Source organism: Paraburkholderia nodosa, from assembly GCF_001718195.1.
In the GTDB taxonomy this organism is placed as follows: Bacteria; Pseudomonadota; Gammaproteobacteria; order Burkholderiales; family Burkholderiaceae; genus Paraburkholderia; species Paraburkholderia nodosa_A.
On the sequence record NZ_MCNV01000012.1, the window covers coordinates 35,309 to 56,414 of the forward strand.

Annotated in this window: 18 protein-coding genes and 2 riboswitches; of the genes, 8 read left to right on the forward strand and 10 right to left on the reverse strand. The window is 68.2% G+C overall.

Annotated features, from left to right (window positions below; translation table 11 throughout):
* Position 1: 1 nt before the first annotated feature.
* From bluB to BFD71_RS20905, 4 genes are read right to left on the reverse strand one after another with little or no spacing between them, the layout of a single operon-like run.
* The gene (gene bluB, locus BFD71_RS20890; protein ID WP_069266217.1) at positions 2 to 697 is read right to left on the reverse strand and encodes a 5,6-dimethylbenzimidazole synthase; all 696 of its coding nucleotides are present in this window, start codon (positions 695 to 697) and stop codon (positions 2 to 4) included.
* Positions 681 to 1,991 carry a cobyrinate a,c-diamide synthase gene (locus BFD71_RS20895; protein ID WP_069266218.1) on the reverse strand — a complete coding sequence of 437 codons (1,311 nt, stop codon included), beginning with the start codon at positions 1,989 to 1,991 and terminating at the stop codon, positions 681 to 683. The genes bluB and BFD71_RS20895 overlap by 17 nt, the downstream gene beginning before the upstream one ends.
* A 4-nt stretch (positions 1,992 to 1,995) precedes the next feature.
* Complete coding sequence (gene cobO / locus BFD71_RS20900; RefSeq protein ID WP_069266354.1) at positions 1,996 to 2,598, reverse strand: cob(I)yrinic acid a,c-diamide adenosyltransferase; 603 nt, start codon at positions 2,596 to 2,598, stop codon at positions 1,996 to 1,998.
* Complete coding sequence (locus BFD71_RS20905) at positions 2,598 to 3,089, reverse strand: cobalamin biosynthesis protein (RefSeq protein ID WP_256094833.1); 492 nt, start codon at positions 3,087 to 3,089, stop codon at positions 2,598 to 2,600. Before BFD71_RS20905 ends, cobO begins: the two co-directional genes overlap by 1 nt.
* A 142-nt stretch (positions 3,090 to 3,231) precedes the next feature.
* A riboswitch (cobalamin riboswitch) is annotated at positions 3,232 to 3,500 on the forward strand.
* 215 nt (positions 3,501 to 3,715) lie between these two features.
* On the opposite strand from BFD71_RS20905, the gene cobW reads away from it, so the two are divergent.
* From cobW to BFD71_RS20925, 4 genes are all read left to right on the forward strand, one after another.
* A complete protein-coding gene (gene cobW, locus BFD71_RS20910; protein WP_069266219.1) occupies positions 3,716 to 4,807 on the forward strand; it encodes a cobalamin biosynthesis protein CobW in 1,092 nt (363 codons plus the stop codon).
* 27 nt (positions 4,808 to 4,834) lie between these two features.
* Complete coding sequence (gene cobN, locus BFD71_RS20915) at positions 4,835 to 8,629, forward strand: cobaltochelatase subunit CobN (RefSeq protein ID WP_069266220.1); 3,795 nt, start codon at positions 4,835 to 4,837, stop codon at positions 8,627 to 8,629.
* Positions 8,626 to 9,660, forward strand: coding sequence for an ATP-binding protein (locus BFD71_RS20920; RefSeq protein ID WP_069266221.1), 1,035 nt, complete (start codon positions 8,626 to 8,628; stop codon positions 9,658 to 9,660). The genes cobN and BFD71_RS20920 overlap by 4 nt, the downstream gene beginning before the upstream one ends.
* 140 nt (positions 9,661 to 9,800) lie before the next feature.
* The gene (locus BFD71_RS20925) at positions 9,801 to 10,325 is read left to right on the forward strand and encodes a vWA domain-containing protein (protein ID WP_368602859.1); all 525 of its coding nucleotides are present in this window, start codon (positions 9,801 to 9,803) and stop codon (positions 10,323 to 10,325) included.
* Positions 10,326 to 10,332: 7 nt separating this feature from the next.
* Here BFD71_RS20925 and BFD71_RS20930 read toward each other — a convergent pair whose 3' ends face one another.
* A complete protein-coding gene (locus tag BFD71_RS20930; RefSeq protein WP_256094834.1) occupies positions 10,333 to 11,343 on the reverse strand; it encodes a flagellar brake protein in 1,011 nt (336 codons plus the stop codon).
* A 171-nt stretch (positions 11,344 to 11,514) separates the two neighbouring features.
* Here BFD71_RS20930 and BFD71_RS20935 point away from each other — a divergent pair, with 171 nt between their 5' ends.
* Positions 11,515 to 13,086, forward strand: coding sequence for a sensor domain-containing diguanylate cyclase (locus tag BFD71_RS20935; RefSeq protein WP_069266223.1), 1,572 nt, complete (start codon positions 11,515 to 11,517; stop codon positions 13,084 to 13,086).
* A gap of 8 nt (positions 13,087 to 13,094) precedes the next feature.
* Here BFD71_RS20935 and cobJ read toward each other — a convergent pair whose 3' ends face one another.
* Genes cobJ through cobG form a run of 4 tightly spaced genes read right to left on the reverse strand, consistent with a single transcriptional unit; the run spans position 13,095 to position 17,540 of the window.
* Entirely contained in the window at positions 13,095 to 14,804 is a 1,710-nt protein-coding gene (gene cobJ / locus BFD71_RS20940; protein WP_069266224.1) for a precorrin-3B C(17)-methyltransferase, read from the reverse strand.
* Positions 14,792 to 15,523, reverse strand: a complete 732-nt coding sequence (locus BFD71_RS20945; RefSeq protein ID WP_069266225.1) for a precorrin-2 C(20)-methyltransferase — start codon at positions 15,521 to 15,523, stop codon at positions 14,792 to 14,794. The genes cobJ and BFD71_RS20945 overlap by 13 nt, the downstream gene beginning before the upstream one ends.
* Positions 15,524 to 16,150 (reverse strand): precorrin-8X methylmutase, encoded by a 627-nt coding sequence (locus BFD71_RS20950; protein ID WP_069266226.1) that lies wholly within the window; start codon positions 16,148 to 16,150, stop codon positions 15,524 to 15,526.
* Positions 16,143 to 17,540: a precorrin-3B synthase gene (gene cobG / locus BFD71_RS20955; RefSeq protein WP_083245370.1), complete on the reverse strand. Its 1,398-nt coding sequence runs from the start codon at positions 17,538 to 17,540 to the stop codon at positions 16,143 to 16,145. The genes BFD71_RS20950 and cobG overlap by 8 nt, the downstream gene beginning before the upstream one ends.
* 98 nt (positions 17,541 to 17,638) lie before the next feature.
* A riboswitch (cobalamin riboswitch) is annotated at positions 17,639 to 17,857 on the reverse strand.
* Positions 17,858 to 17,952: 95 nt separating this feature from the next.
* Here cobG and BFD71_RS20960 point away from each other — a divergent pair.
* From BFD71_RS20960 to cobM, 3 genes are read left to right on the forward strand one after another with little or no spacing between them, the layout of a single operon-like run.
* Positions 17,953 to 19,179, forward strand: coding sequence for a bifunctional cobalt-precorrin-7 (C(5))-methyltransferase/cobalt-precorrin-6B (C(15))-methyltransferase (locus BFD71_RS20960; protein WP_069266228.1), 1,227 nt, complete (start codon positions 17,953 to 17,955; stop codon positions 19,177 to 19,179).
* The gene (locus tag BFD71_RS20965) at positions 19,176 to 19,919 is read left to right on the forward strand and encodes a cobalt-precorrin-6A reductase (protein ID WP_069266229.1); all 744 of its coding nucleotides are present in this window, start codon (positions 19,176 to 19,178) and stop codon (positions 19,917 to 19,919) included. The genes BFD71_RS20960 and BFD71_RS20965 overlap by 4 nt, the downstream gene beginning before the upstream one ends.
* On the forward strand, positions 19,916 to 20,653 hold the full coding sequence (gene cobM, locus BFD71_RS20970) for a precorrin-4 C(11)-methyltransferase (RefSeq protein WP_069266230.1): 738 nt from the start codon (positions 19,916 to 19,918) through the stop codon (positions 20,651 to 20,653). Before BFD71_RS20965 ends, cobM begins: the two co-directional genes overlap by 4 nt.
* Here cobM and BFD71_RS20975 read toward each other — a convergent pair.
* Positions 20,650 to 21,096: a MarR family winged helix-turn-helix transcriptional regulator gene (locus BFD71_RS20975; RefSeq protein WP_069266231.1), complete on the reverse strand. Its 447-nt coding sequence runs from the start codon at positions 21,094 to 21,096 to the stop codon at positions 20,650 to 20,652. The genes cobM and BFD71_RS20975 overlap by 4 nt on opposite strands.
* Positions 21,097 to 21,106 lie beyond the last annotated feature (10 nt).

The window sequence follows — 21,106 nt, forward strand, 5'->3', positions numbered from 1 at the left end:
TTCAGGGCAACTTTCCGGGTGTGTCCGGCGCCGCTTCGGGCACGCTGGCCGGCTCGTCCTGCGGCCAGCGGTTTTCGAACACGCATTCGCCAAGCGGCTTGCGTTCGGCCCACTTCTCCATTTCGAGCATCGGCTGCGGGTAGAACGCGTCGACCTGACCCACGCAGAGGATCGCCACCGGCTTGGCGCCGGGCGGCATGGCGAGCAGGGTGCGCACCTCGTCGACGTCGAAGATCGACACCCAGCCCATGCCGAGCCCTTCGGCGCGCGCCGCGAGCCACATGTTCTGGATCGCGCACGCCACGGAGGCGAGGTCCATCTCCGGCAGCGTGCGGCGGCCGAAGACGTGGGCTTCGCGGCGATCCATCAGCGCGACCACGAGCACCTCGGCGCAATCGCGCATGCCTTCCACCTTGAGCTTCATGAACTCGTCGCGGCGTTTGCCCAGCGCATCGGCGGTTGCAATGCGCTCACGCTCGACCGTCGCGTGCAACTGCTCGCGCACCGAATGGTCCGTGATGCGCACGATCCGCCACGGCTGCATGAAGCCCACGCTCGGCGCGTGATGCGCGGCGTCGAGCAGGCGCGCGAGTGTCGCGGGATCGATCGGGCCCGGTGCGAAGTGCCGCATGTCGCGGCGCTCGTAAATCGCGCGGTAGACCGCCGCGCGTTCGGCTTCGTCAAAGGGCTGTGCCATGGAAGAGTGCGGCCGCGAAAGCCGGGTTGGAGGGCCAGTAAGCGTGCATATAGGTGGCCGCGATCGAGCCGTGCCGGTACAGCGCCTCGCCGGGCGCGCCGGTCTGTGCGTGGTGTGCCGTGAGCGCGGGCGCCAGCGGCGTGGCGACGCGCGAATAGTGAAACGTGTGGCCGCGTAGCGCGCCATGCGCGCCGTCGAGCTGCTGCATGCCGAGCGCCGCGAAACGCTTTTGCATGACCGCCTCGCCGGGAAGCAGGCCGAGCATCGGCGTGCGCGTGCCTTCCACGTCGGTCAGTGCATCGAGCAGATAGAGCATGCCGCCACATTCAGCGACGAGCGGCTTTCCCGCGGATACATGCGCGCGCAACGAATTCGCGGTCTGCGTATTGTGCGCGAGCGTCGAGGCATGTAGCTCGGGATAGCCGCCTGGCAGAAAGATCGCGTCGGCGCCGGCGGGCGCGAGTTCGTTTGCGAGCGGCGAGAAGTAACTTACAGTCGCACCCAGCATCTCGAGCAACGCGATGTTCTCAGGATAGAGAAACGAGAACGCAGCGTCGCGCGCAATGGCGACATGACGGCCTTCGAGCCGGCGTGCAATCGTTTCGTCGTGCGAAGGATATGGGAATGCCACCGCAGGCGGCAATTCGGCGAGCGCGGTTTGCGCGAGCGCGTCGGCGGCGCGTTCGATGCGCGCGTCGAGGTCGTCGATCTCAGCGGCCTGATGCAGGCCGAGATGGCGATCGGGCAGCGCCATCGTCGCTTCGCTCGCGACGTGCCCGAGCCAGCGCACATCGGCGGGCAATGCCTCCTGCAACATTTGCGCGTGGCGCGGCGAGCCCACACGGTTCGCCAGCACGCCGTGAAAGGGCACTTCCGGCCGAAAATGCGCGAGACCGAACGCGATCGCGCCGAAGGTCTGCGCCATCGACTTCGCGCTGACGATGGCGGCCACCGGCACGCCAAACTCGGTCGCGAGATCGGCGCTGCTCGGCGTGCCGTCGAACAGGCCCATCACGCCTTCGATAAGGATCAGGTCGGCGTCGCGCGCGGCCTGCGCGAGCAGGGCGCGGCACGCTTCTTTGCCCACCATCCACAGGTCGAGCGAGAGCACGGGCACGCCGCTCGCGCGTGCGAGGATCATCGGGTCGAGAAAATCCGGCCCGGTCTTGAAGACGCGCACGCGTCGGCCCACGCGCCGGTGCAGTCGCGCGAGGCCGGCCGTGAGTGTGGTCTTGCCCTGGCCCGAAGCGGGCGCGCTGATGAAGAGCGCGGGGCAGGCAACCGTTGCGCTCATGCGCTTAAAACTCCACGCCCTTTTGCGCCTTCACGCCTTGCTCGCGATACGGATGCTTCACGAGGCGCATTTCCGTGACGAGGTCGGCCGCTTCGATCAGGGCGTCGGGCGCATGGCGGCCCGTCACGACCACGTGCACGTGCGGCGCGCGCGAGGCGATCACACCGAGCACTTCGTCGAGCGGCAGGTACTCGTATTTGAGCACCGTGTTGAGTTCGTCGAGGATCACCATGGCGTACTCGCCGCTCTCGATCATGCGCTTCGCTTCGTCCCAGCCCTTGCGCGCGGTGGCGATGTCGCCGTCGCGATTCTGCGTGTTCCAGGTGTAGCCGTCGCCCATCGTCACGAACTCGCAGTGCGCAACGCTGCCGAGGAAATCGCGTTCGGCCGTGTGCAGCGCGCCCTTGATGAACTGCACGACGCCTAGCTTCATGCCGTGGCCGAGCATGCGCACGGCCATGCCGAACGCGGCCGTGCTCTTGCCCTTGCCGTTGCCGGTGTTGACGATCAACAGGCCCTTTTCGTGCGTCGCGGCGGCCTGCTTCTTCTCGTGGCCTTCGCGGCGGCGTTGCGTCATGCGTTGGTGCGATTCGGGATCGGTTTTCATCATCGGGATTGGTTTGGTTGCGGCGCTTTCGCGTCCGCATTTGCGTCGTTTGGCAGAATGCCTGCGATTGCGACCGTCACGCCGTCGAGCGCCAGCTTGCCGCGCACGAGCGGAGCGCCGCCCGCCGCCAGACGCGCGCAGGGTTCGCACACGCCGTCTACGCCGAACTGCGCTTGCGCGGCTGCGGAGGGTGGCGCCAGTATCGGTGTCGCGGCGAGTTGCTCCCGCGTGTACGTCTGAAGCGGCAGCGCATGTGCCGCGCAAAACGCCTGCAAGCCGGGTTCGCCGGCTTTGGCATCGAGCGTTGCCACGGCCGTTACGCTGTCGACCGGCCACGCGCCGAGCGCAGCGCGCACCGCGGCTTCGACCTGCGCGAGCGTCACGCCGCGCCGGCAGCCGATGCCGAGCGCAAGCGGCGGCACGCGCTGCGCGGGTTCCGGCGTGGCTTCGAATGAGGCTGCGCCCGAGGCGCGATTTTCGGCAGGATTCACGGCGAGGGCGTCGATCGAAGGCGTGACCGCAGAGGCAGAACGAGCAAAAGCGTCGCGTTCCGGCGGGCGCCGGATGCGCGCTACGATAGCACACGCTTTTGCGGCTTCCCACGCCTTCCTTGACGCACGGGCCCCCCGCGCCTACACTCGCACGCACTCTGGTGCTCGCGCGCGCGATTCATAATGCGCGCGCAGTTAAACGGGAATCAGGGAGCCATCCCGCCTCGGGCGTGGCCAACCTGAACTGCACCCGCAACGGTACAACGAGCGCGGCGTTCGCACGAATGCCGCAAACCGCTTCCATACTTTACGCAGTCCACGCCACTGTGCAAGCCGGCCGCAAGGCCGCTCGCGCGGGAAGGCGAAGCGGTGTTTCGTCAGTCCGGATACCGGCCAGATACGTGGGATTCGCGCTGCGGGGATGCGGTGCCGGGTCCGTGATTTTCATGCGTCAGCCGGGCGAGGCCCGGGTGCGTTTCTGGTCGTTCGTCCCCTGCAGGTTGTTGGATCGTTGCGCGTGACAGCGTCTCCATGGATACGCGCGTGTGCGCAACACGGCACCCGCACGAACGGCAGGCGCGACGCACCATGCCCCTCGATACGGCCTGGCGCCGAAGGAGCACTTCATGCAAATGCGCAAGATTCCGGTCACGATCGTGACGGGCTTTCTCGGCAGCGGTAAAACCACGTTGCTGCGTCACATTCTCCAGCACGCGGGCGGCCTGCGCGTCGCGGTCATCGTCAACGAATTCGGCGAACTCGGTATCGACGGCGAGATTCTGCGCGGTTGCGGCATTGGCTGCGACGAGAACGGCAACGAAACGGAAGGCCAGCTCTACGAACTCGCGAACGGCTGCCTTTGCTGCACCGTGCAGGAAGAGTTCTTCCCCGTGATGGAGAAACTGCTCGAACGCCGCGGCGATGTCGATCACGTGCTGATCGAAACTTCGGGTCTCGCGCTGCCCAAGCCGCTCGTGCAGGCGTTCAACTGGCCGTCGATCCGCAACGCGTTCACCGTCGATGCGGTCGTGACCGTGGTGGACGGCCCCGCCGCCGCGAGCGGCCAGTTCGCCGAAAATCCGCAGGCCGTGGACGCGCAGCGCAGCGCCGACCCGAACCTCGATCACGAGTCGCCGCTGCACGAGCTGTTCGAAGACCAGCTTTCGGCGGCCGACCTCGTCATTCTCAACAAGACCGATCTGCTGGACGTTGCGGGCCAGGACGCGCTCATCGCCGAGCTGCGCGAAGAGCTGCCGCCGCAGGTGAAGATCGTGCGCGCGCAGCACGGCAAGCTCGATCTGCATACGCTGCTCGGGCTCGAGGCGGCCTCCGAGGAGAGCATTCATCTGCGGCACGACCATCACGGTTCCGCCGACGATCCCGATCATCATCATGACGAGTTCGATTCGGTTGTGGTGTCGGGCAATGCGGCTTCGCGCGAGACTGTGATCGAGGCGCTGCAGCAACTCGTCGATGCGCACACGATCTATCGCGTGAAGGGTTTTGCCGCGTTGCCGGGCGCGCCCATGCGCCTCGTGATTCAAGGCGTGGGCCGTCGCTTCGACAGCTATTTCGACCGCCGCTGGAACGCGCAGGAAAGCGCGGCGCAGCCGCTTGCGAGCCGCTTCGTGCTGATCGGAGAGGATCTCGATGGCGCGACGCTGCAAGCGGCCTTCGATATCGCGTTGGCGAATGTGCAGACCGCGGCCGCGAAGTGAGCGCACCGAGCTAGACGAGGCAGTCCCATGCATTTGCTGCGCACTACGCCAGGCGGTTTCGTCGACGACACGCAGGGCGTTATCCGGATCGACCAGCAGCCCGCCGAGATCGTCGTGCTCAGTTCGGCGGACACGACGCTCGCGCTGCTGGCGAGCGTCGTGCCGCGCCTGCCCGCAGGTTTTCCGAGCGTGCGGCTTGCGAACGTCACGTATTTGCGCCAGCCCGCGTCGGTGGACTTCTACGTCGAAGATGTCTTGCAGCACGCGCGCGTGGTGGTGGTCGATCATCTGGGCGGCGAAACGTACTGGCCATATGGCATCGAGCAGGTCGTCTCGCTAGCCGAGCGCCGCGGGCAACTGCTCGCGATGTTTTCGGGCGACTTGCAGGAAGACCCCAATCTCATCGCGAAGAGCCGCGCCGAGCCCGAGTTTTGCCGCTTGCTGTGGCGTTATCTGCGCGAAGGCGGCGCGGCCAACGCCGAATCGTTCCTGCGTGCGCTCGCGTGGCGCGCATTCGACTGGGGCAGCGAGCCTGCGCCGCCCATTGCGTTGCCCGCCGCTGCGCTCTATTGCCCGCAGCGCGACGTCGCGACCATCGACGAATGGCGCGCGCGCTGGCAACCTGGCGCGCCGGTCGTCGCGCTGCTGTTTTACAAGGCGCATCTGCAGGCGGCGAACGCCGCCGCTTTCGATGCCCTCATCGACGCGCTGCTCGCGCGCGGCCTGAACCCGCTGCCGCTTGCGATCACGTCGCTCAAGGACACTTTGAGCCGCGACGTGCTCGATCAACTGGCGGCCGAGCACGACGTCTCGCTCGTGCTGAATACCACGGCCTTCGCGGCTTCGTCGCTCGACGACCCCGAACCGATCGCGCTCGCCGGCGACGCGCCCGTGCTCCAGGTGATCCTGAGCGGCGGCAATCGCGAAGACTGGGTGAAGGACAATCACGGCCTGAATTCGCGTGACATCGCCATGCATATCGCGCTGCCCGAAGTGGACGGCCGCGTGATTACGCGTGCGATCAGCTTCAAGGGCCTCGCATACCACTGCAAAGAGACGCAGGTCGATGTCGTGCGCTATCAGCCCGATGCCGAGCGCGTGGCGTTCGTCGCCGAACTGGCGCGCCGGTGGTGCCGTCTGCGCAGCCTGCCGAACGCGGAGAAGAAACTCGCGCTCGTGCTCGCGAACTATCCGATGAGCGAAGGGCGCATTGGCAACGGCGTGGGACTCGACACGCCGGCCTCGGTGGTCGGCATCCTGCGCATGCTGCGTGACGAAGGCTATCGCGTGGCCGATCTGCCCGAAGACGGCGCCGCGCTCATGCGCATCCTCACGCAGGGCGTGACGAACGATCCGGACACCCGCGCGCTGCGCCCCGCATGGCAGAGTCTCTCTCTCGATGACTACCGCGCGCGCTTCTCGCAGCTGGCAGCCGAGGCGCAAAATGCGCTGATCGCGCGCTGGGGCGTGCCGGAGGACGACCCCACCGTGCGCCGCGGCCGTTTCATGATTGCGGGCTGGCGCTGTGGCCAGGTGTTCGTGGGCATTCAGCCTTCGCGCTCGCGCGGCGACGACACCTACGCGAACTACCACGACGCCGAGCTCGTGCCGCCGCACGCGTATCTCGCGTTTTACTTCTGGCTGCGCGAGACCTTCGGCATCGACGCCATCGCGCACGTGGGCAAGCACGGCAACCTGGAGTGGCTGCCGGGCAAGAGCGTGGCGCTCGCCGACACCTGCTGGCCCGACATGGCGCTCGGGCCGCTGCCGCATCTGTACCCGTTCATCGTCAACGATCCGGGCGAGGGGAGCCAGGCCAAGCGCCGCGCCCAGGCCGTGATCATCGATCACCTGATGCCGCCGCTCACGCGCGCCGAAAACTACGGACCGCTGCAAGACCTGGAGCGTCAGGTCGATGAGTATTACGAAGCATTGATGGTGGACCCGCGCCGCGCGAAGCTGCTGCGCAAGACCATACTCGCGACGATCATCGAGCATCGGCTGCACGAGGAATTGAGCGTCGCCGCGCCGCAGGATCAGGCTGCCGAAGACGAATTGCTCACGCGCGCCGACGCTTACCTGTGCGAGCTGAAGGAAGCGCAGATTCGCGACGGCCTGCATACGTTCGGCGAATCGCCGCAAGGCCAGCAGCGGCGCGATACGCTGCTCGCGCTCGGACGATACGCATGCGGGGACGGGCAGGGCGCGAACGCAGGTCTCATCGATGCGCTCGCGCGAGACCTGCGCATCGATCACCTCGTCGATCCGGCCACGGTCGATTGGGCTGCGCCGTGGCAAGGCCCGCGTCCACCACGGCTCGCAGCGGTGAGCGATACGCCATGGCGTCATGCGGGCGACACGCGCGAACGCCTGGAAATGCTCGCGGCCACGCTGATCGAAGACATTTGCTCAGGTCAACGAAGCGATGCGGAGACTGCGTCGCTTCCCCACGCGACCCAGGTGCTTGCGCGCCTGCGCGACGACGTGCTGCCGCGCCTCGACGCCTGCGGCCCCGAAGAGATGCGCCAGCTGCGTCGTGGCTTCGAAGGCCGCTTCGTGCCGCCAGGCCCGAGTGGTTCGCCCTCGCGCGGCCGCCCCGATGTGCTGCCCACGGGCCGCAACTTCTATTCCGTCGATACGCGCGCCATTCCAACGCAAGCAGCGTGGGCGCTCGGCATGAAATCGGCGCATCAACTCATCGAGCGCCATCTGCAGGAGCACGGCGACTACCCGCGCGCCATTGGGCTTTCGGTCTGGGGCACGGCGACGATGCGCACCGGCGGCGACGACATCGCCCAGGCGTTCGCGCTGATCGGCGTGCGGCCGAAGTGGGCCGCCGGCAGCCAGCGCGTGACCGACTTCGAGATCATGCCGGTCGAGGCGCTGGACCGGCCGCGCATCGACGTGACGCTGCGCGTATCGGGCTTTTTCCGCGACGCGTTTCCGAGCGTCATGCATCTGTTCGACGCCGCCGTGCAGGCGGTGGCCGATCTCGACGAGCCGGAGCACCAGAACCCGCTGCGCGCACGCGTGCTGCGCGAGCGCGATGCGCTGGTCGCGAACGGCATGGCCGCCGACGAGGCGCGACGCCGCGCGGGCTGGCGTGTCTTCAGCGCGCGCCCCGGCGCGTATGGCGCGGGCTTGGAGTCGTTGATCGACCATCGCCAGTGGCAGACCGACGCCGATCTCGCGAACGCGTACCAGGCGTGGGGCGGTTACGCCTACGCACAAAAGAGCGCGGGCGACGAGGCGAGCGAGGCGTTCCGCGCGCGACTCGCGACACTCGACGTGGTCCTGCAGAACCAGGACAACCGCGAACACGACCTGCTCGACTCGAACGACTACTACCAGTTCCAGGGCGGCATGGCCGTGGCGGCGCGGCATTTTTCGCAGGCCCAGCCCGCGCTCTATCACGCGGACCACAGCAACCCCGCCGCGCCGCGCATTCGTCCGCTGCACGAAGAGATTGCGCGCGTGATCCGCTCGCGCGTGGTGAACCCGAAGTGGATCGACGGCGTGAAGCGCCACGGTTATAAGGGCGCGGCGGAAATGGCGGCGACCGTGGATTACCTGTTTGGCTATGACGCGACTGCGCGCGTGGTGGGAGATCATCAGTACGCGCTCGTCGCGAACGCCTACGTGCACGACGACGACACGCGCGAATTCATGCAGCGCCACAATCCGCACGCGCTGCATGCCGTGTGCGAGCGCCTGCTCGAAGCGATCCAGCGCGGGCTCTGGCAGGAGCCGGGCAAGCATCGCGCACAACTCGAACACCGTCTGCTCGAAGCCGGGCAGCATCTGGAAGGATCAGGACCATGAGCGCAGCGCCCACGCGTCCCGCGTTTCCCTTTACCGCGCTGGTTGGCCAGGCGGCATTGCAGCGCGCGCTGCTGCTCGCGGCCATCGATCCCGCGATAGGCGGCGTACTGGTGAGCGGGCCGCGCGGCACCGCGAAATCCACGGCGGCGCGTGCGCTCGCGGCGCTCTTGCCGGAAGGCGCGTTCGTCACGCTGCCGCTCGGCGCGAGCGAGGACAAGCTGATCGGCACGCTCGACCTCGAAGCGGCGTTGCGCGAGAGCGCGGTGCGCTTCGCGCCGGGGCTGCTCGCGCGCGCACACGGCGGCGTGCTCTACGTGGACGAAGTGAACCTGCTGCCCGATGCGCTCGTCGACGTGCTGCTCGACGCGGCGGCGAGCGGCGTGAATACCGTGGAACGTGATGGCGTGTCGCACACGCACGACGCGCACTTCGTGCTGGTTGGCACGATGAATCCCGAAGAGGGCGAGTTGCGTCCGCAATTGCTCGATCGCTTCGGCTTGATGGTCGAACTCGGCACGCCTTATGACGTCGCTGAACGGCAACGCATCGTCAAGGCGCGGCTTGCATTCGACGCCGATCCGCAGGCGTTTTGTGCGGTGCGCGAGGCCGAACAGCGCGCGCTCGCGCAGCGCATCGCGGCGGCCCGCGATGCGCTCGACAAGCTCGACTGGAGCGACGCCGTCCACGAGCGCGCCGCGCAGCGTTGCATCGAGGCCGCCGTCGACGGCTTGCGCGCCGATCTCGTGATGCTGCGTGCGGCGCGCGCGCTCGCCGCGTTCGAAGGGGCGCAGGCGGTGAGCCCGGAACACGTCGACGAGGTTGCCGATTGCGTGCTCGCGCATCGCCGGCACGCCATGCCCCAGCGTTCGGATGCGCCGTCTTCACCCGAGACGCAGCCGCCCGCCTCGCCGAGGCACGAGGACAAGCATACCGAAACATCATCGGATGCCGATTGGGGCGAGTTGCCGCCCGAGCCCGTCGCGGCGAAGGCCGTGAAGGGCGTGATCCCGCTGCCCGCAAAAAAACGCTGACCCGTCGGGCACAGGCCGCCGCCTCGGCACAGGGCGGCGCTCGACGGCGAGAAGGCCCGGGACGCGGTCCCGCACAAGTTGCGAAGCACGGCGAGCGCATCGCCTGGCCGCCCACGTTCGCGGCCAAACGCGCCGGATCGTTGCAGGCGCGACATTTCCGCTACGCCAAACGCAAGACGGGGTCCGGCGCGCTCCATTGCTTCGTCTTGGACTGCTCGGCTTCGATGCTCGCGCGCGGCCAGCTCGCGCTCGCCAAGGGGTTGTTGATCGCGCTATTCGACCGCGCCCGCGCCGAGCGTGTGGAAGTGGCGCTGATTGCTTTTGGGGGTGCCGGCGCCGAGCTGAGGTTCGGGCCCGCGGTGCCGCGCTGGTGGAACGAGCGCTGGATCGAGCCGATCGGCGGGGGCGGCGGCACGCCGCTCGAAGCGGGCATCGGCTGGGCGGCACAGGTGCTCGACACTGCCGCGCGCCGCGATCCGGCGCGCACCCGCCATCTCTGGCTGTTCAGCGACGGCCGCACGACGCAGTGGCCCGCGCGGCCACGCCACGCCGACCACGTCACGGTGATTGATTGCGAACTTGGCGCGCTGCGCCTGGGGCGCTGCGAGGCACTCGCGCAAGCATGGGCCGGCGAGTGCCTGGACGCTCAGGCGCTGCTCGCCTGAACGCGCGTCAGCGCATGCTGCCGGTCCAGTAGAGTACGTCGTCCTGACGATCGAATACGTACACTTTCATCGCCATTTGCTCGGCGGCCGTGAGGCGGTCGAGTTCGAGGCCGAGCGTCGCGTGCGCGGGGTCGCCCGTTTCCGCTTGCACGTTGCGGATGACAGCGCTGGTTTCGATCGCCGTTGCGTTGTCGCCCGAGCGCAGCTGGAAGGCCACGCGCAGCCGCTCGCCAACCTTGCCGAGCGCCCACGCGGCGCTCACCGAAAGCCCGAGCGCGCTGATCCCGCGCGCGAGCGCCACGCCGTCATAACCCGCACCTTCCTCGCCGATGCCGTAGCGCACGGGAAATTGCGCGCGCACCCGAATCGAGCGGCGTTCGCGCAGGCGGCGGATGTTGGCGGGCTTCGAAAGCACGAGATAGTCGAGCGGCGACTGGCTGAGCGCATGCACGGTGCATACGAAGCGATAGACGGCCTGGCTCGCAATCGCGACGATCTCCACGTTTTCACCCGGCGTGATGGCGACGGGGCGGCCATCGACATAGGGCGTCGTCACGAAGAGCGCCTCGTTGGGCGCGAAACCGATCATGCGGCACGGGTGCATCGGCGCGCCGCTCGCACCCATCTGCGGACGCAGGCCCATCAGCGCGCCGATGGTCAGGTGCATGTCGCGCGTGGTGGCCGCGGTATCGCCGATGCTAGCCCCATTCGCGGCCGTCGCGCTCTCCGGTGCAACCTCGAGCCGTTCCTTGTCGCCGCGATGCAGCTCGAAATGCAGGAACAGGAAGTCGCGTTCCGCTTCACCCATCAGCACCGAGCCGGCATCGAGCAGCAAGGCGCCGTCCCGATCGACGACAGGCCAGGCGAGCGGCTCGCCGACCGGCAGGGCTTGCGGCGTGAGCGGGGCGGCTTCGGTTGCAGCGTCGGCTGCGGCGTCGGTGGCTGCGGCTTGATCTTCAGTGGTCGGGTTGGTCATCGGCGCAGGGTGGACGGTGAGCGGTTCGCGTCGCGAATTCACTTCGCGGGTTCACCTGGTTTACGGCGCTACGACAGGGAAATTGAGTATGTGCCGCGATTCGAAGGCGGTTTCGCGAGCCGCAGTATGATGGCGCCTGAATGCAATCTGTAATCGGCCGGCACGCGGTACGAGCGGTATCAACGGAACGCGCGGAGCAAGAGGAAACGCCTCATGAAGCTCTGGACACGATGTTTGCGAATCCTCCGCCAATGGAACCGGGCGCTCATGCAGTGGGTGGGCAGCCATCCGTTCATTGTCGGCACGATGGGCTCGCTAGTCGGCGCGGCCATCGTTGCCATCGTGCTGTTGGGGCTGATGCAGCAGCGCACCCAGGCCATCTTCGGCACGCAGCGCCATTCGGCCGCGCTCGTTGCGCTGATGTCGAACGACCTCGAGGCGAATTTCGGCATCTACGACCTTTTGCTGATCGATGCCGCCGAAAGCGTGCGCGACCCGCGTACGCAAGGGCTTCCGGCCGACATCCGCCGCAAGTTGCTGTTCGGCCGCGTGGCGGCCGGCGCGTATCTCGACGACGCGTTCAGTGCCGACGCGAGCGGCAATATCGTGGAATCGCGGGACGGCCGCGCGTATCCCGGCGTCAATCTGGCGGATCGCGACTATTTCACGGTGCAGCGCGAGCGCTCGGTCGGCATGTTTATTTCGGACCCGATTCGCTCGCGCACGCGCGAAGGCCAATACTCGATTGCGCTGTCACGCCGCGTGAGCGAATACGACGGCTCGTTTGGCGGCGTCGTGCTGCTCACGCTGCGGCTCGCGTATTTTCAGCAACTGTTCGACCGTGTCGACGTCGACCCGAAGGGCAGCGCGTTCATCCTGCTGAGCGACGGGACCATGCTCGCGCACCGTCCCTATTCGGACTACGAAGTGGGTGCGCAAGTCGGCGAGCTGGAATACATCCAGCCGATGCTGAAGGCGGGCGCCGGCTCGTTCATCGCCGCGGGCGAGGAGGACGAGGTCGAACGCATCTACACGTTCAAGCGTGTTCCGCACACGACACTCATCGCGGTGGTCGCGCCTTCCGTGGACGGCGCGCTCGACGCATGGCGGCACCGCCTGCAAATCTATGCGCCGATGGCGTTGATCTTCGGCGCGCTGATTGCGGCTTCGTCGTGGCTGCTCGCACTGTCGATGCGCACGCGGCTCGCCACGCAAAAAGAATTCGAACGTCTCGCGGTTACTGACGCGCTCACGGGCCTCTTCAACCGGCGCGCGCTCGACTTGCGCATCGAAACCGAATGGCAGCACGCGAGACGCGCGGGCGAACCGCTCTCGGTGCTCTTCATCGATATCGACAAGTTCAAGCTCTTCAACGACTTCTACGGGCACGCAGAGGGCGATAAGGTGCTCGCTGCCGTGGCACGCGCGATACGCGAGGCCTGCCGCCGCGCCACGGACATGGTTGCGCGCTACGGCGGCGAAGAGTTCGCCGCGGTCCTGCCGGCCACGCCGGCGGACGGCGCCGTGAAAATCGCGGAAGCGGTGCGCCAGCAAGTGGCGGCGCTCGGAATCGCGCACGAGCACAGCGAATACGGCACGCTGACCGTGAGCATTGGCTGCGCCACCTGCGTGCCGCACAAGCGCGATGGCGCGCAGGCGCTGCTGCGCGCCGCCGACGCGGAGCTTTACGCCGCGAAGCAGGCGGGGCGCAATCAGGTGAAAGCGCGCGAGTTCGAGGGTGCACCACCCGACCCGCGCGACGCGCTGCCTACCTTGAAGGCGTGAGCGCTTTTTTAGGCATCCTCGCGATACCAACGCGGCGTGTAAATCCATTCGCCGCCGTCACCACGAGCGAACCCGCGTGTGGCCGACGACCCGACGATCACCATCGTGCGCATATCGACGTCCGCCGAACGCAGTTCGCCCAGGGTCATGGCGCGCAGCGTCTCGCCGGGGCGGCCTACGTCGCGGCCCAGCACCACGCGCGTGTGCGGCGCGCGCACGCTGCGCACGATTTCCAGCGCGCGCTCGAGCTGCCAGGGCCGCGCGCGCGAGATGGGGTTGTAGAACGCCATCACGAGATCGGCCTGCGCCGCGTGCAGGAGGCGCTTTTCGATCACCGTCCACGGCTTCAGGTTGTCGGAAAGCGAAAGCATGCAGAAGTCGTGGCCGAGCGGCGCGCCGACTTGCGCCGCCGTGGCGAGCGCTGCGGAAACGCCTGGCACGATAGCCAGCTCGACGGCATGCCAGCGTGCGTCGTCCGAGCCTTCGAGCGCTTCGAGCACGGCGGCCGCCATGGCGAACACACCGGGGTCGCCCGAGGAGACCACGGCCACGCGCCGGCCCTCGCTCGCCATCTCGAACGCGTGGCGGGCGCGCTGCAGTTCTTCGCGGTTGTCGGTGGCGTGGCGCTGCTGGTCCGCGCGAAACGGGCCCGCCATCTCGACATAGGTTGCATAGCCGACGATATCGGTGGCGCTGTCGAGCGCGGCGCGTGCGGCAGGCGTAAGCAGGTCGGCGCGGCCGGGGCCGAGGCCCAGCACCGTGAGCTTGCCGCGCGCGCGGCCCAACGTGAGCGGGTCGAGCGGCGCAGCCGCGCAGGCGAGGGCGACGCCGTCGTCGTTCGGCGTGTAGCGCTCGACGTCCGCCGCGAAGTCGAGGGCGGCGAGCGTAGCTTGCGCCGTGTTCTCCTCGCTATCGACGAAGCGCAGCGGTACGCCGAGTTCCGCTGCCGCCTGCGCGAGCGACGCATCGCGCATGTGCGCAGCAGGGGCGACGAGCGTCGCGAGCGCAAGCGGCGCGAGGCCGTGCGCATCGAGCGCGCGGCGCACGTTATCGGCAAGCGCTTCGCGTGGCGCACCCACGGCCGCGACGATGCCGCGCGGATGAATGACGAGGTCGTCGGGACTGCCGTCCCAGACATGCGCGCTCACGCGGATGGCATGGCGCGCCGCGGCCTCGCGTGGCAGATCGACATTTTCGAGCCACGGTGCGTGGCCGTCCACGCGTGTCGCTGCGCCCGCAAGCAGATCGGAGACGAAGCGCTTGCCTTGCGCGAGGCTCGCGAGCGCATAGCCCGCAGGCGGATTGAGCAGGCAGGTGCCGAAGCGCAATTCGCCGCTCGTCGTGATGGCGGGCGCAACCGCGAGCGCCGCGCCGATTTCGCGTGCCATGACGTTCACGCCCGTGAGTCCACCGAGCAGCGGCACGACGGCGCTGCCGTCCTCGGCGAGCGCGAGCACCGGCGGCTCTGCGCCCTTGTTGGCAAGGAGCGGCGCGAGGCAGCGGATCACGATGCCCGCCGCACACAGCGCGACGATGGGCAGGCCGCGCGTATAGCATTCGCGCAAATGCGCGCCAAGCTCGCTGAACGCGACATCGCCCGCCACGCGGCCCTCCAGCGCATGGACCTGCGCGCCTGGGTAAAGCGTCTGCACGCGCCGCGCCGTGGCGAGCGCGCCGGGCCCGAGAATGACGATGGCGGGCGGCGTCACGACTGCCATTTCACCCCCGGCACGACGAGCAGCGAGAAGTACGGCGAAGCCATCGGATCGACGTCGTCGAGCGGGACGATGCGCTGGTTCGCCATGGTTGCGCGCTCGACATACAGCGCGCGATGCGCGAGGCCCAATTCGCCCAGCAGGCGGCGCACCTTGTCGAAATTGCGGCCCAGCTTCATGATCACGGCGGCATCCGCGTCGGCCAGGCGCCGGCGCAATTCGTCCTCGGGCAGCACGCCCGAGAGTACGGCGAGGCTCTGGTTGCGGTAGACGAGCGGCACGCCCAGCACCGCCGCGCCGCCCAGCATCGAGCACACGCCCGGCACGACTTCGGCCTCGTAGTGTGCGGCGAGCCGGTCGTGCAGATACATGTACGAGCCGTAGAAGAACGGATCGCCTTCGCAGATCACGGCCACGTCGCGTCCGGCGTCGAGATGGCGCGAAAGCGTTTGCGCCGCGCCGTCGTAGAAGTCGGCGATGATCGCTTCGTACGAGAGCGGCGGTTCGAGCGCTTCGGTCGTCACGGGGTACACGAGCGGCAGGCGTTCCTGCTCCGCTTCGAGATGGGCCTCGACGATGCCGAACGCATTGCCTTTCTTGCCCTTCGCGACGAAATACGCGACCACGGGCGCGGCCTTGAGCAGGCGCAGCGCCTTGAGCGTGAGCAGTTCGGGGTCGCCGGGGCCGACGCCAATGCCGTGCAGACGTCCTTTGCGGATCATTTATTCGGTCTCCGAAGCGAGTGCGTTGACGGCGGCGGCGGCCATCGCGCTGCCGCCGCGGCGGCCGTGCACGACGACGAAGGGTACGCCGTGGCTTTCGGCTGCAAGCTGCGCCTTGGACTCGGCCGCGCCGACGAAGCCGACGGGAAAGCCGAGGATGAGCGCGGGGCGCGGAGCGCCGGCGGCAATCATATCGAGCAGATAAAAGAGTGCGGTGGGCGCATTGCCGATCGCCACGACGCTGCCTGCGAGATGCGGCCGCCACAGTTCGAGCGCGGCTGCCGAGCGCGTGTTGCCGATCTCGCGCGCGAGATCCGGTACAGCGGGATCGTCGAGCGTGCAGATCACGGCGTTGTTCGCCGGCAAGCGCGCGCGCGTCACGCCATAAGCGACCATTTTCGCGTCGCAGAGAATCGGCGCGCCGCCCGCGAGCGCGTTGCGGCCCGCTGTGCCCGCGCCTGCGGAAAATGCGAGGTCGGCGGCCACATCCACCATGCCGGATGCGTGAATCACGCGCACGGCAAGTTTTTCGAGGTCGGCGGGAATGCGCGAGAGGTCGGCTTCGGCGCGGATCGTCGCGAACGACTCGCGATAGATCGCCTGGCCGTCGCGAATGTAATCAGACATCTTGGTTACTCCGGGGCCGCTGCGCGAGTGCAAGCGCAGCGGCTTCGATCGTCAGGTTGCGCGCGATGAGTTGGCCAAAGCGCTGGCCGAAGCCGCTTTGCGTGTCGTCGCGCTGGTACAGGTCGTAGTGGTCCGGGGTGCTGGCGAGCAACGTGAACGGCGCGCAATGCGCGGCCGCGCAGGAGCGCTCGCAGCCGCTCAGGTGGGCTTCGGCGTCGGGCGGCAGCATTGCGGCGAGGCGCTGTGCGTCTGCCTTCGTGTCCGCGCGGCTTTTTGCACATCCCGTCGAGCCCGTGCACGCGACGAGGCGCGCGAGCGGGTCGGCGCGGGAGGCGATGAGACCGAGCGCGTCCAGGCGTTCGAGCGCGGCGGGCATGGCGTGCGCGGGCACATTCGGCAGCAGGACGCCTTGCCAGGGCGTCACGCGCAATGTCGCGTCGCCCGAGTCTTCCGCGAGCGCGGCAAGTGCGCGCAGCGTTGGCGCGTCGATACGGCCGAGAGCGGGCTGCGCGCCCACGTAGCCGCTGCCGTCGGCGTGCAGCGCGTGTGCGCCGAGGCGCAAGCCGGCGGGGCTCGCCGCGCGGCGCCAAGCGGGCAGCGTGGCGTCGTCACGCGTCAACGTGAAGTCGCCATGCTGTTGCGCGCGCTGTAGCAGCGAGTCGAGCGAATGAGTGGCGAGGACGTCGCGCATGCGTGTGGCGTCCGCGCCCGCGAGATCGAGGAACGCATGCAACAGCGCGCGCATCGATGCGCAAACGTCTTCGGCCGCGAGCGTGCCGACTGGCTGCGCCGTTGGGCAACCTGCGAGGCCCACCGCGAAGCGCACCGTTGCGCCATCATGCAGCGCGGCGAGCCAGATGTCGTGCGGATGCTCGAGCATCGCCACACGTTCACCGCCGTCGAGTTGCAGCGCGAACTTGGGCGAGAGTGCGGCAAAGCGTGGCTCGCGCTGCATCATGTCGATGAGCGCGGCGGCGAGTTCCGTCGTGTCCCACAACGCGTCAGGGTCGAGGCACGCGAGCGGGCTCAGCATCACGTTGCGCAATTCGTCGGCGGCGCATGCACGCTCGACCGGGCTCGCGGCGTCGATGCCGGCAGGGCCGAGGCCTGCGTCGATCAGCGCGGCGCTCAATGCCGCTTCTTCGCCGGCGCGCACGCCGCGAATCTGCACGTTCGCGCGATTGGTCAGTTCGAGTACGCCGTTCGCGTGCGTCGACGCTGCGTCGGCGAGGGCCCGCGCACGCGCGGCGCTCAGCGCGCCGCCAGGCAGGCGGATGCGGCACAGGCCGCCGTCGCGCGCCGCGACCACGCGCAGGAGCCCCGGGCACGCCGAGGGGCGGAGCACGGCCAATGCGGCAGCGGGCGAGACAGGCTTCGTTTCGTGTTTCAAGGCATTACCGGGTAAGCATCACGCTGGAGTGGCGCGTTGCCCGCACGGCAGGCGGGAAACGGCAGCGGTATCGGTACACCCCGTCCGATATGGGTTCGCGCGAACAGTCGGCCGGCAGGTCTCCTGGCTCGCAGGTCGTGAACCGCATCGGCCTTCCCGGTAAAACCAGTGGCTCGGGTGGATGCGGTCTCGCTGCTCACAGTCGCGGGGCGGCCACAGCTTGCTGTGTTCCCTTTTTGCGATCCGGAGTTGGCGCTTCAGCGCTTGCTCCGGTCTCATGCAAAGCTGCCTTAACGGCACCGGCGGACACGGTATTATGCCCGTTTTCACGCGTGCTCCACCCCACGATCGGGCTGCGGGCCGTGGCGGTGTAGGGAAACAGGCAACCAAACAGGCAACGGCGGGAGAGCGAATGCAGGGCAAGCAGGTATGGCTGACGGTGGTGGGCATCGGCGACGATGGATACGCGGGGCTCGGGCGCGACGCGCGGCGCGCGCTGTTCGACGCGGCCATCGTGACGGGTGGCGAACGCCATCTGGCGATGTTGCCCTCGCGCGTGCGTGCACGGCACGAAGCGTGGCCGCAGCCGTTTAGCGTCGAGGCGCTGCTTGCGTACCGCGAGTCGAATCAGTCCGTATGCGTGCTCGCGAGCGGCGACCCCATGCTGTTCGGCGTGGGCGCGACACTCGCGCGCCGCGTGGTGCCCGGTGAAATGCGCGTGCTGCCCGCGCCTTCATCGCTCTCGCTCGCGGCGGCGCGCAAGGGGTGGGCGCTGCAAGATACGGCGATGGTCTCGCTCGTCGGCCGTCCGCTCGATGCGCTGCGCCGCCATCTCTACGCGCGCTCGCGCGTGCTCGCGTTGAGCGCGGATGGGCGCACGCCCGCGGCGCTTGCCGCGTTGCTCGCCGAAGCGGGCTTCGGCGCCACGCGTCTTGCCCTGTTCGAGCATCTGGGCGGCCCGCTCGAACGCCGCATAGAAGGCCGCGCCGATGCGTGGCACGTTGAAGAAGCCGCGGCGCTCAATCTGGTCGCGTTCGAATGCGAGAGCGATAGTGCGCAGACGCTCGCGCGCGGCTGGACGCTCACGCCAGGCCTCCCCGACGACGCCTACCGCCACGACGGTCAGATCACGAAGCGCGACGTGCGCGCGCTCACGCTCGCGCGTCTCGCACCCACGCCCGGCGGGTTGCTGTGGGACGTGGGCGCGGGCAGCGGCTCGATCGGCATCGAATGGATGCGTTCGCACGCCGCTTGCCGCGCGATCGCGATCGAGGCGAACGCCGAGCGTCAACGCTTCATCGAGCACAATCGCGCGGCGTTGGGCGTGCCGGGTTTGCAACTCGTTGCGGGCCGCGCGCCCGACGCGCTCGCAGGACTCGCCGCGCCCGACGCGGTCTTTATCGGCGGCGGCGTGACCGTACCCGGCGTGCTGGACGCGTGCTGGGCGGCGCTCGCGAGCGGCGGGCGGCTCGTCGCGAACGCGGTGACGTTGCAGAGCGAAGCGGCACTCGTGACATGGCGCGCGCAGCACGGCGGCACGCTCACGCGCGTCGGCATCGGCGAGGCGCAGCCGCTGGGCGGCTTCGACACCTGGCGTCAGGCCTTGCCCGTCACGCTTTACGAGGCCGTCAAGCCATGACGGCGCGCATCCTGCTGCTCGGCGGCACCGGCGATGCGCTGGCGATCGCGCGCACGCTCGGCCCCCAGCACGTCTACTCGCTCGCGGGCCTTGGCCGCGTGCCCGCCGATCTCGCCTGCGCGGTGCGGGTGGGCGGCTTTGGCGGAGCCGAAGGGCTCGCGCGTTTTCTCGCGGACGAAAACATCACACTGGTTTTCGACGCCACGCATCCCTATGCCGCGCAAATCAGCGCCAACGCGGCGCGTGCGTGCGAAGCGGCGCACGTGCCGTACTGGGCGCTGCGGCGTGCGCCGTGGCAGCCGCAGCCCGGCGACGACTGGCGCATGGTGAGCGGCTGGGCCGGCGTGGTCGAAGCGGTCATGCCGTTCGCGCGCCCGCTCTTCACGCTCGGGCGCGAGCCGCTTGCGCATCTGAACGAGGTGCCGGAGCATCAGCACTGGACGGTCCGTTGCCTCGAAGCGCATCCTGGCCACGCCCGTGCGCGCATCATCGACGCGCGCGGGCCGTTCACAGCCGTTGGCGAGCGCACGCTCTTTACCGAAGCGCGCATCGACGTCGTGGTCAGCAAGAACAGCGGCGGCGCGGCGACCGAAGCGAAGCTCGCCGTCGCGCGCGAAAAGGGCTTGCCCGTGGTGATGATGCAGCGCCCGCCGCTGCCCGACGCGCAATGTGAGTTCACATCAGCGCAAGAAGCAATCGACGCGCTCGCGAACCCTATTCAGCGGAGTTTCCACGCATGACCGTTTTCTTCATCGGCGCGGGGCCGGGCGATCCTGAACTGATCACCGTGAAAGGCCAGCGCCTCGTGCGCAGTTGCCCCGTCATTCTCTACGCGGGCTCGCTCGTGCCGCCCGCCGTGCTGGAAGGCCACCGCGCGCACAAGGTGGTGGACACGGCGCCGCTCACGCTCGACGAGATCGTCGCGTTGCTCGAAACCGCGCATGCCCAGGGCTTCGACGTGGCGCGCGTGCATTCGGGCGACCCGTCGCTCTATGGCGCGATCGGCGAGCAGATCCGGCGGTTGCGTATGCTCGGTATTCCTTATGAAGTCGTGCCCGGCGTGACCGCGACCGCTGCGTGCGCGGCGGCGCTCGGCAGCGAACTCACGCTGCCCGGCATTTCGCAGACGCTCATTCTCACGCGCTACGCCACCAAAACGTCGATGCCCGAAGGCGAGCAGTTAGGCGACCTCGCGCGTCACCGAGCGACGCTCGCGATTCACCTGGGCGTGCGCCATATCGCGCGCATCGTCGAGGAATTGCTGCCGCACTACGGCGAAGATTGCCCGGTCGCGGTGATCTATCGCGCGAGCTGGCCCGACGAGGAACGCGTAACGGGCACGCTCGCGGATATCGCGCAGAAGGTGCTCGCTACGGATATCGAGCGTACCGCGCTCATTCTCGTAGGGCGCGTGCTCGCGGCGGAGGGGTTTCCGGAATCGACGCTGTATGGGGCGAAGAAGCGCCATGACTAGGAAAGCGCGCGCAAGTGCGCGCGCAGCTTGTCCACCTCGCCCTCGGCAAACTCCTTTTCGATTTCCTCATGCGTTTGCTGCCATAGCGGAAACGCCGCGTTGAGCAGCCGATGCCCCTCGTCCGTGAGGCTCAGCAGACGGCTGCGCTTGTCTTCCGGGTCCTGCTCGATGACCACGAGACCGCGCCGCTCCAGCGGCTTGAGTGCGGCCGTGAGGGTGGTGCGGTCCATGGCGAGCAGCGACGCCACGTCTTTCATACCGGGCGGATGCGGCCGGTTCAGTGACATCAGCAGCGAAAACTGCCCGTTCGTGAGATCGAGCGGACGCAGCACGTCGTCGAAAATGCGCGCGAGATTGCGTGCCGCCCGCTGCATATGCAGACACAGGCAGCAATCGCGCACCAATAGCGTGGTTTCGAAGGGAAGTTTCTTTGCGCGTGCCATGTTGCAATTA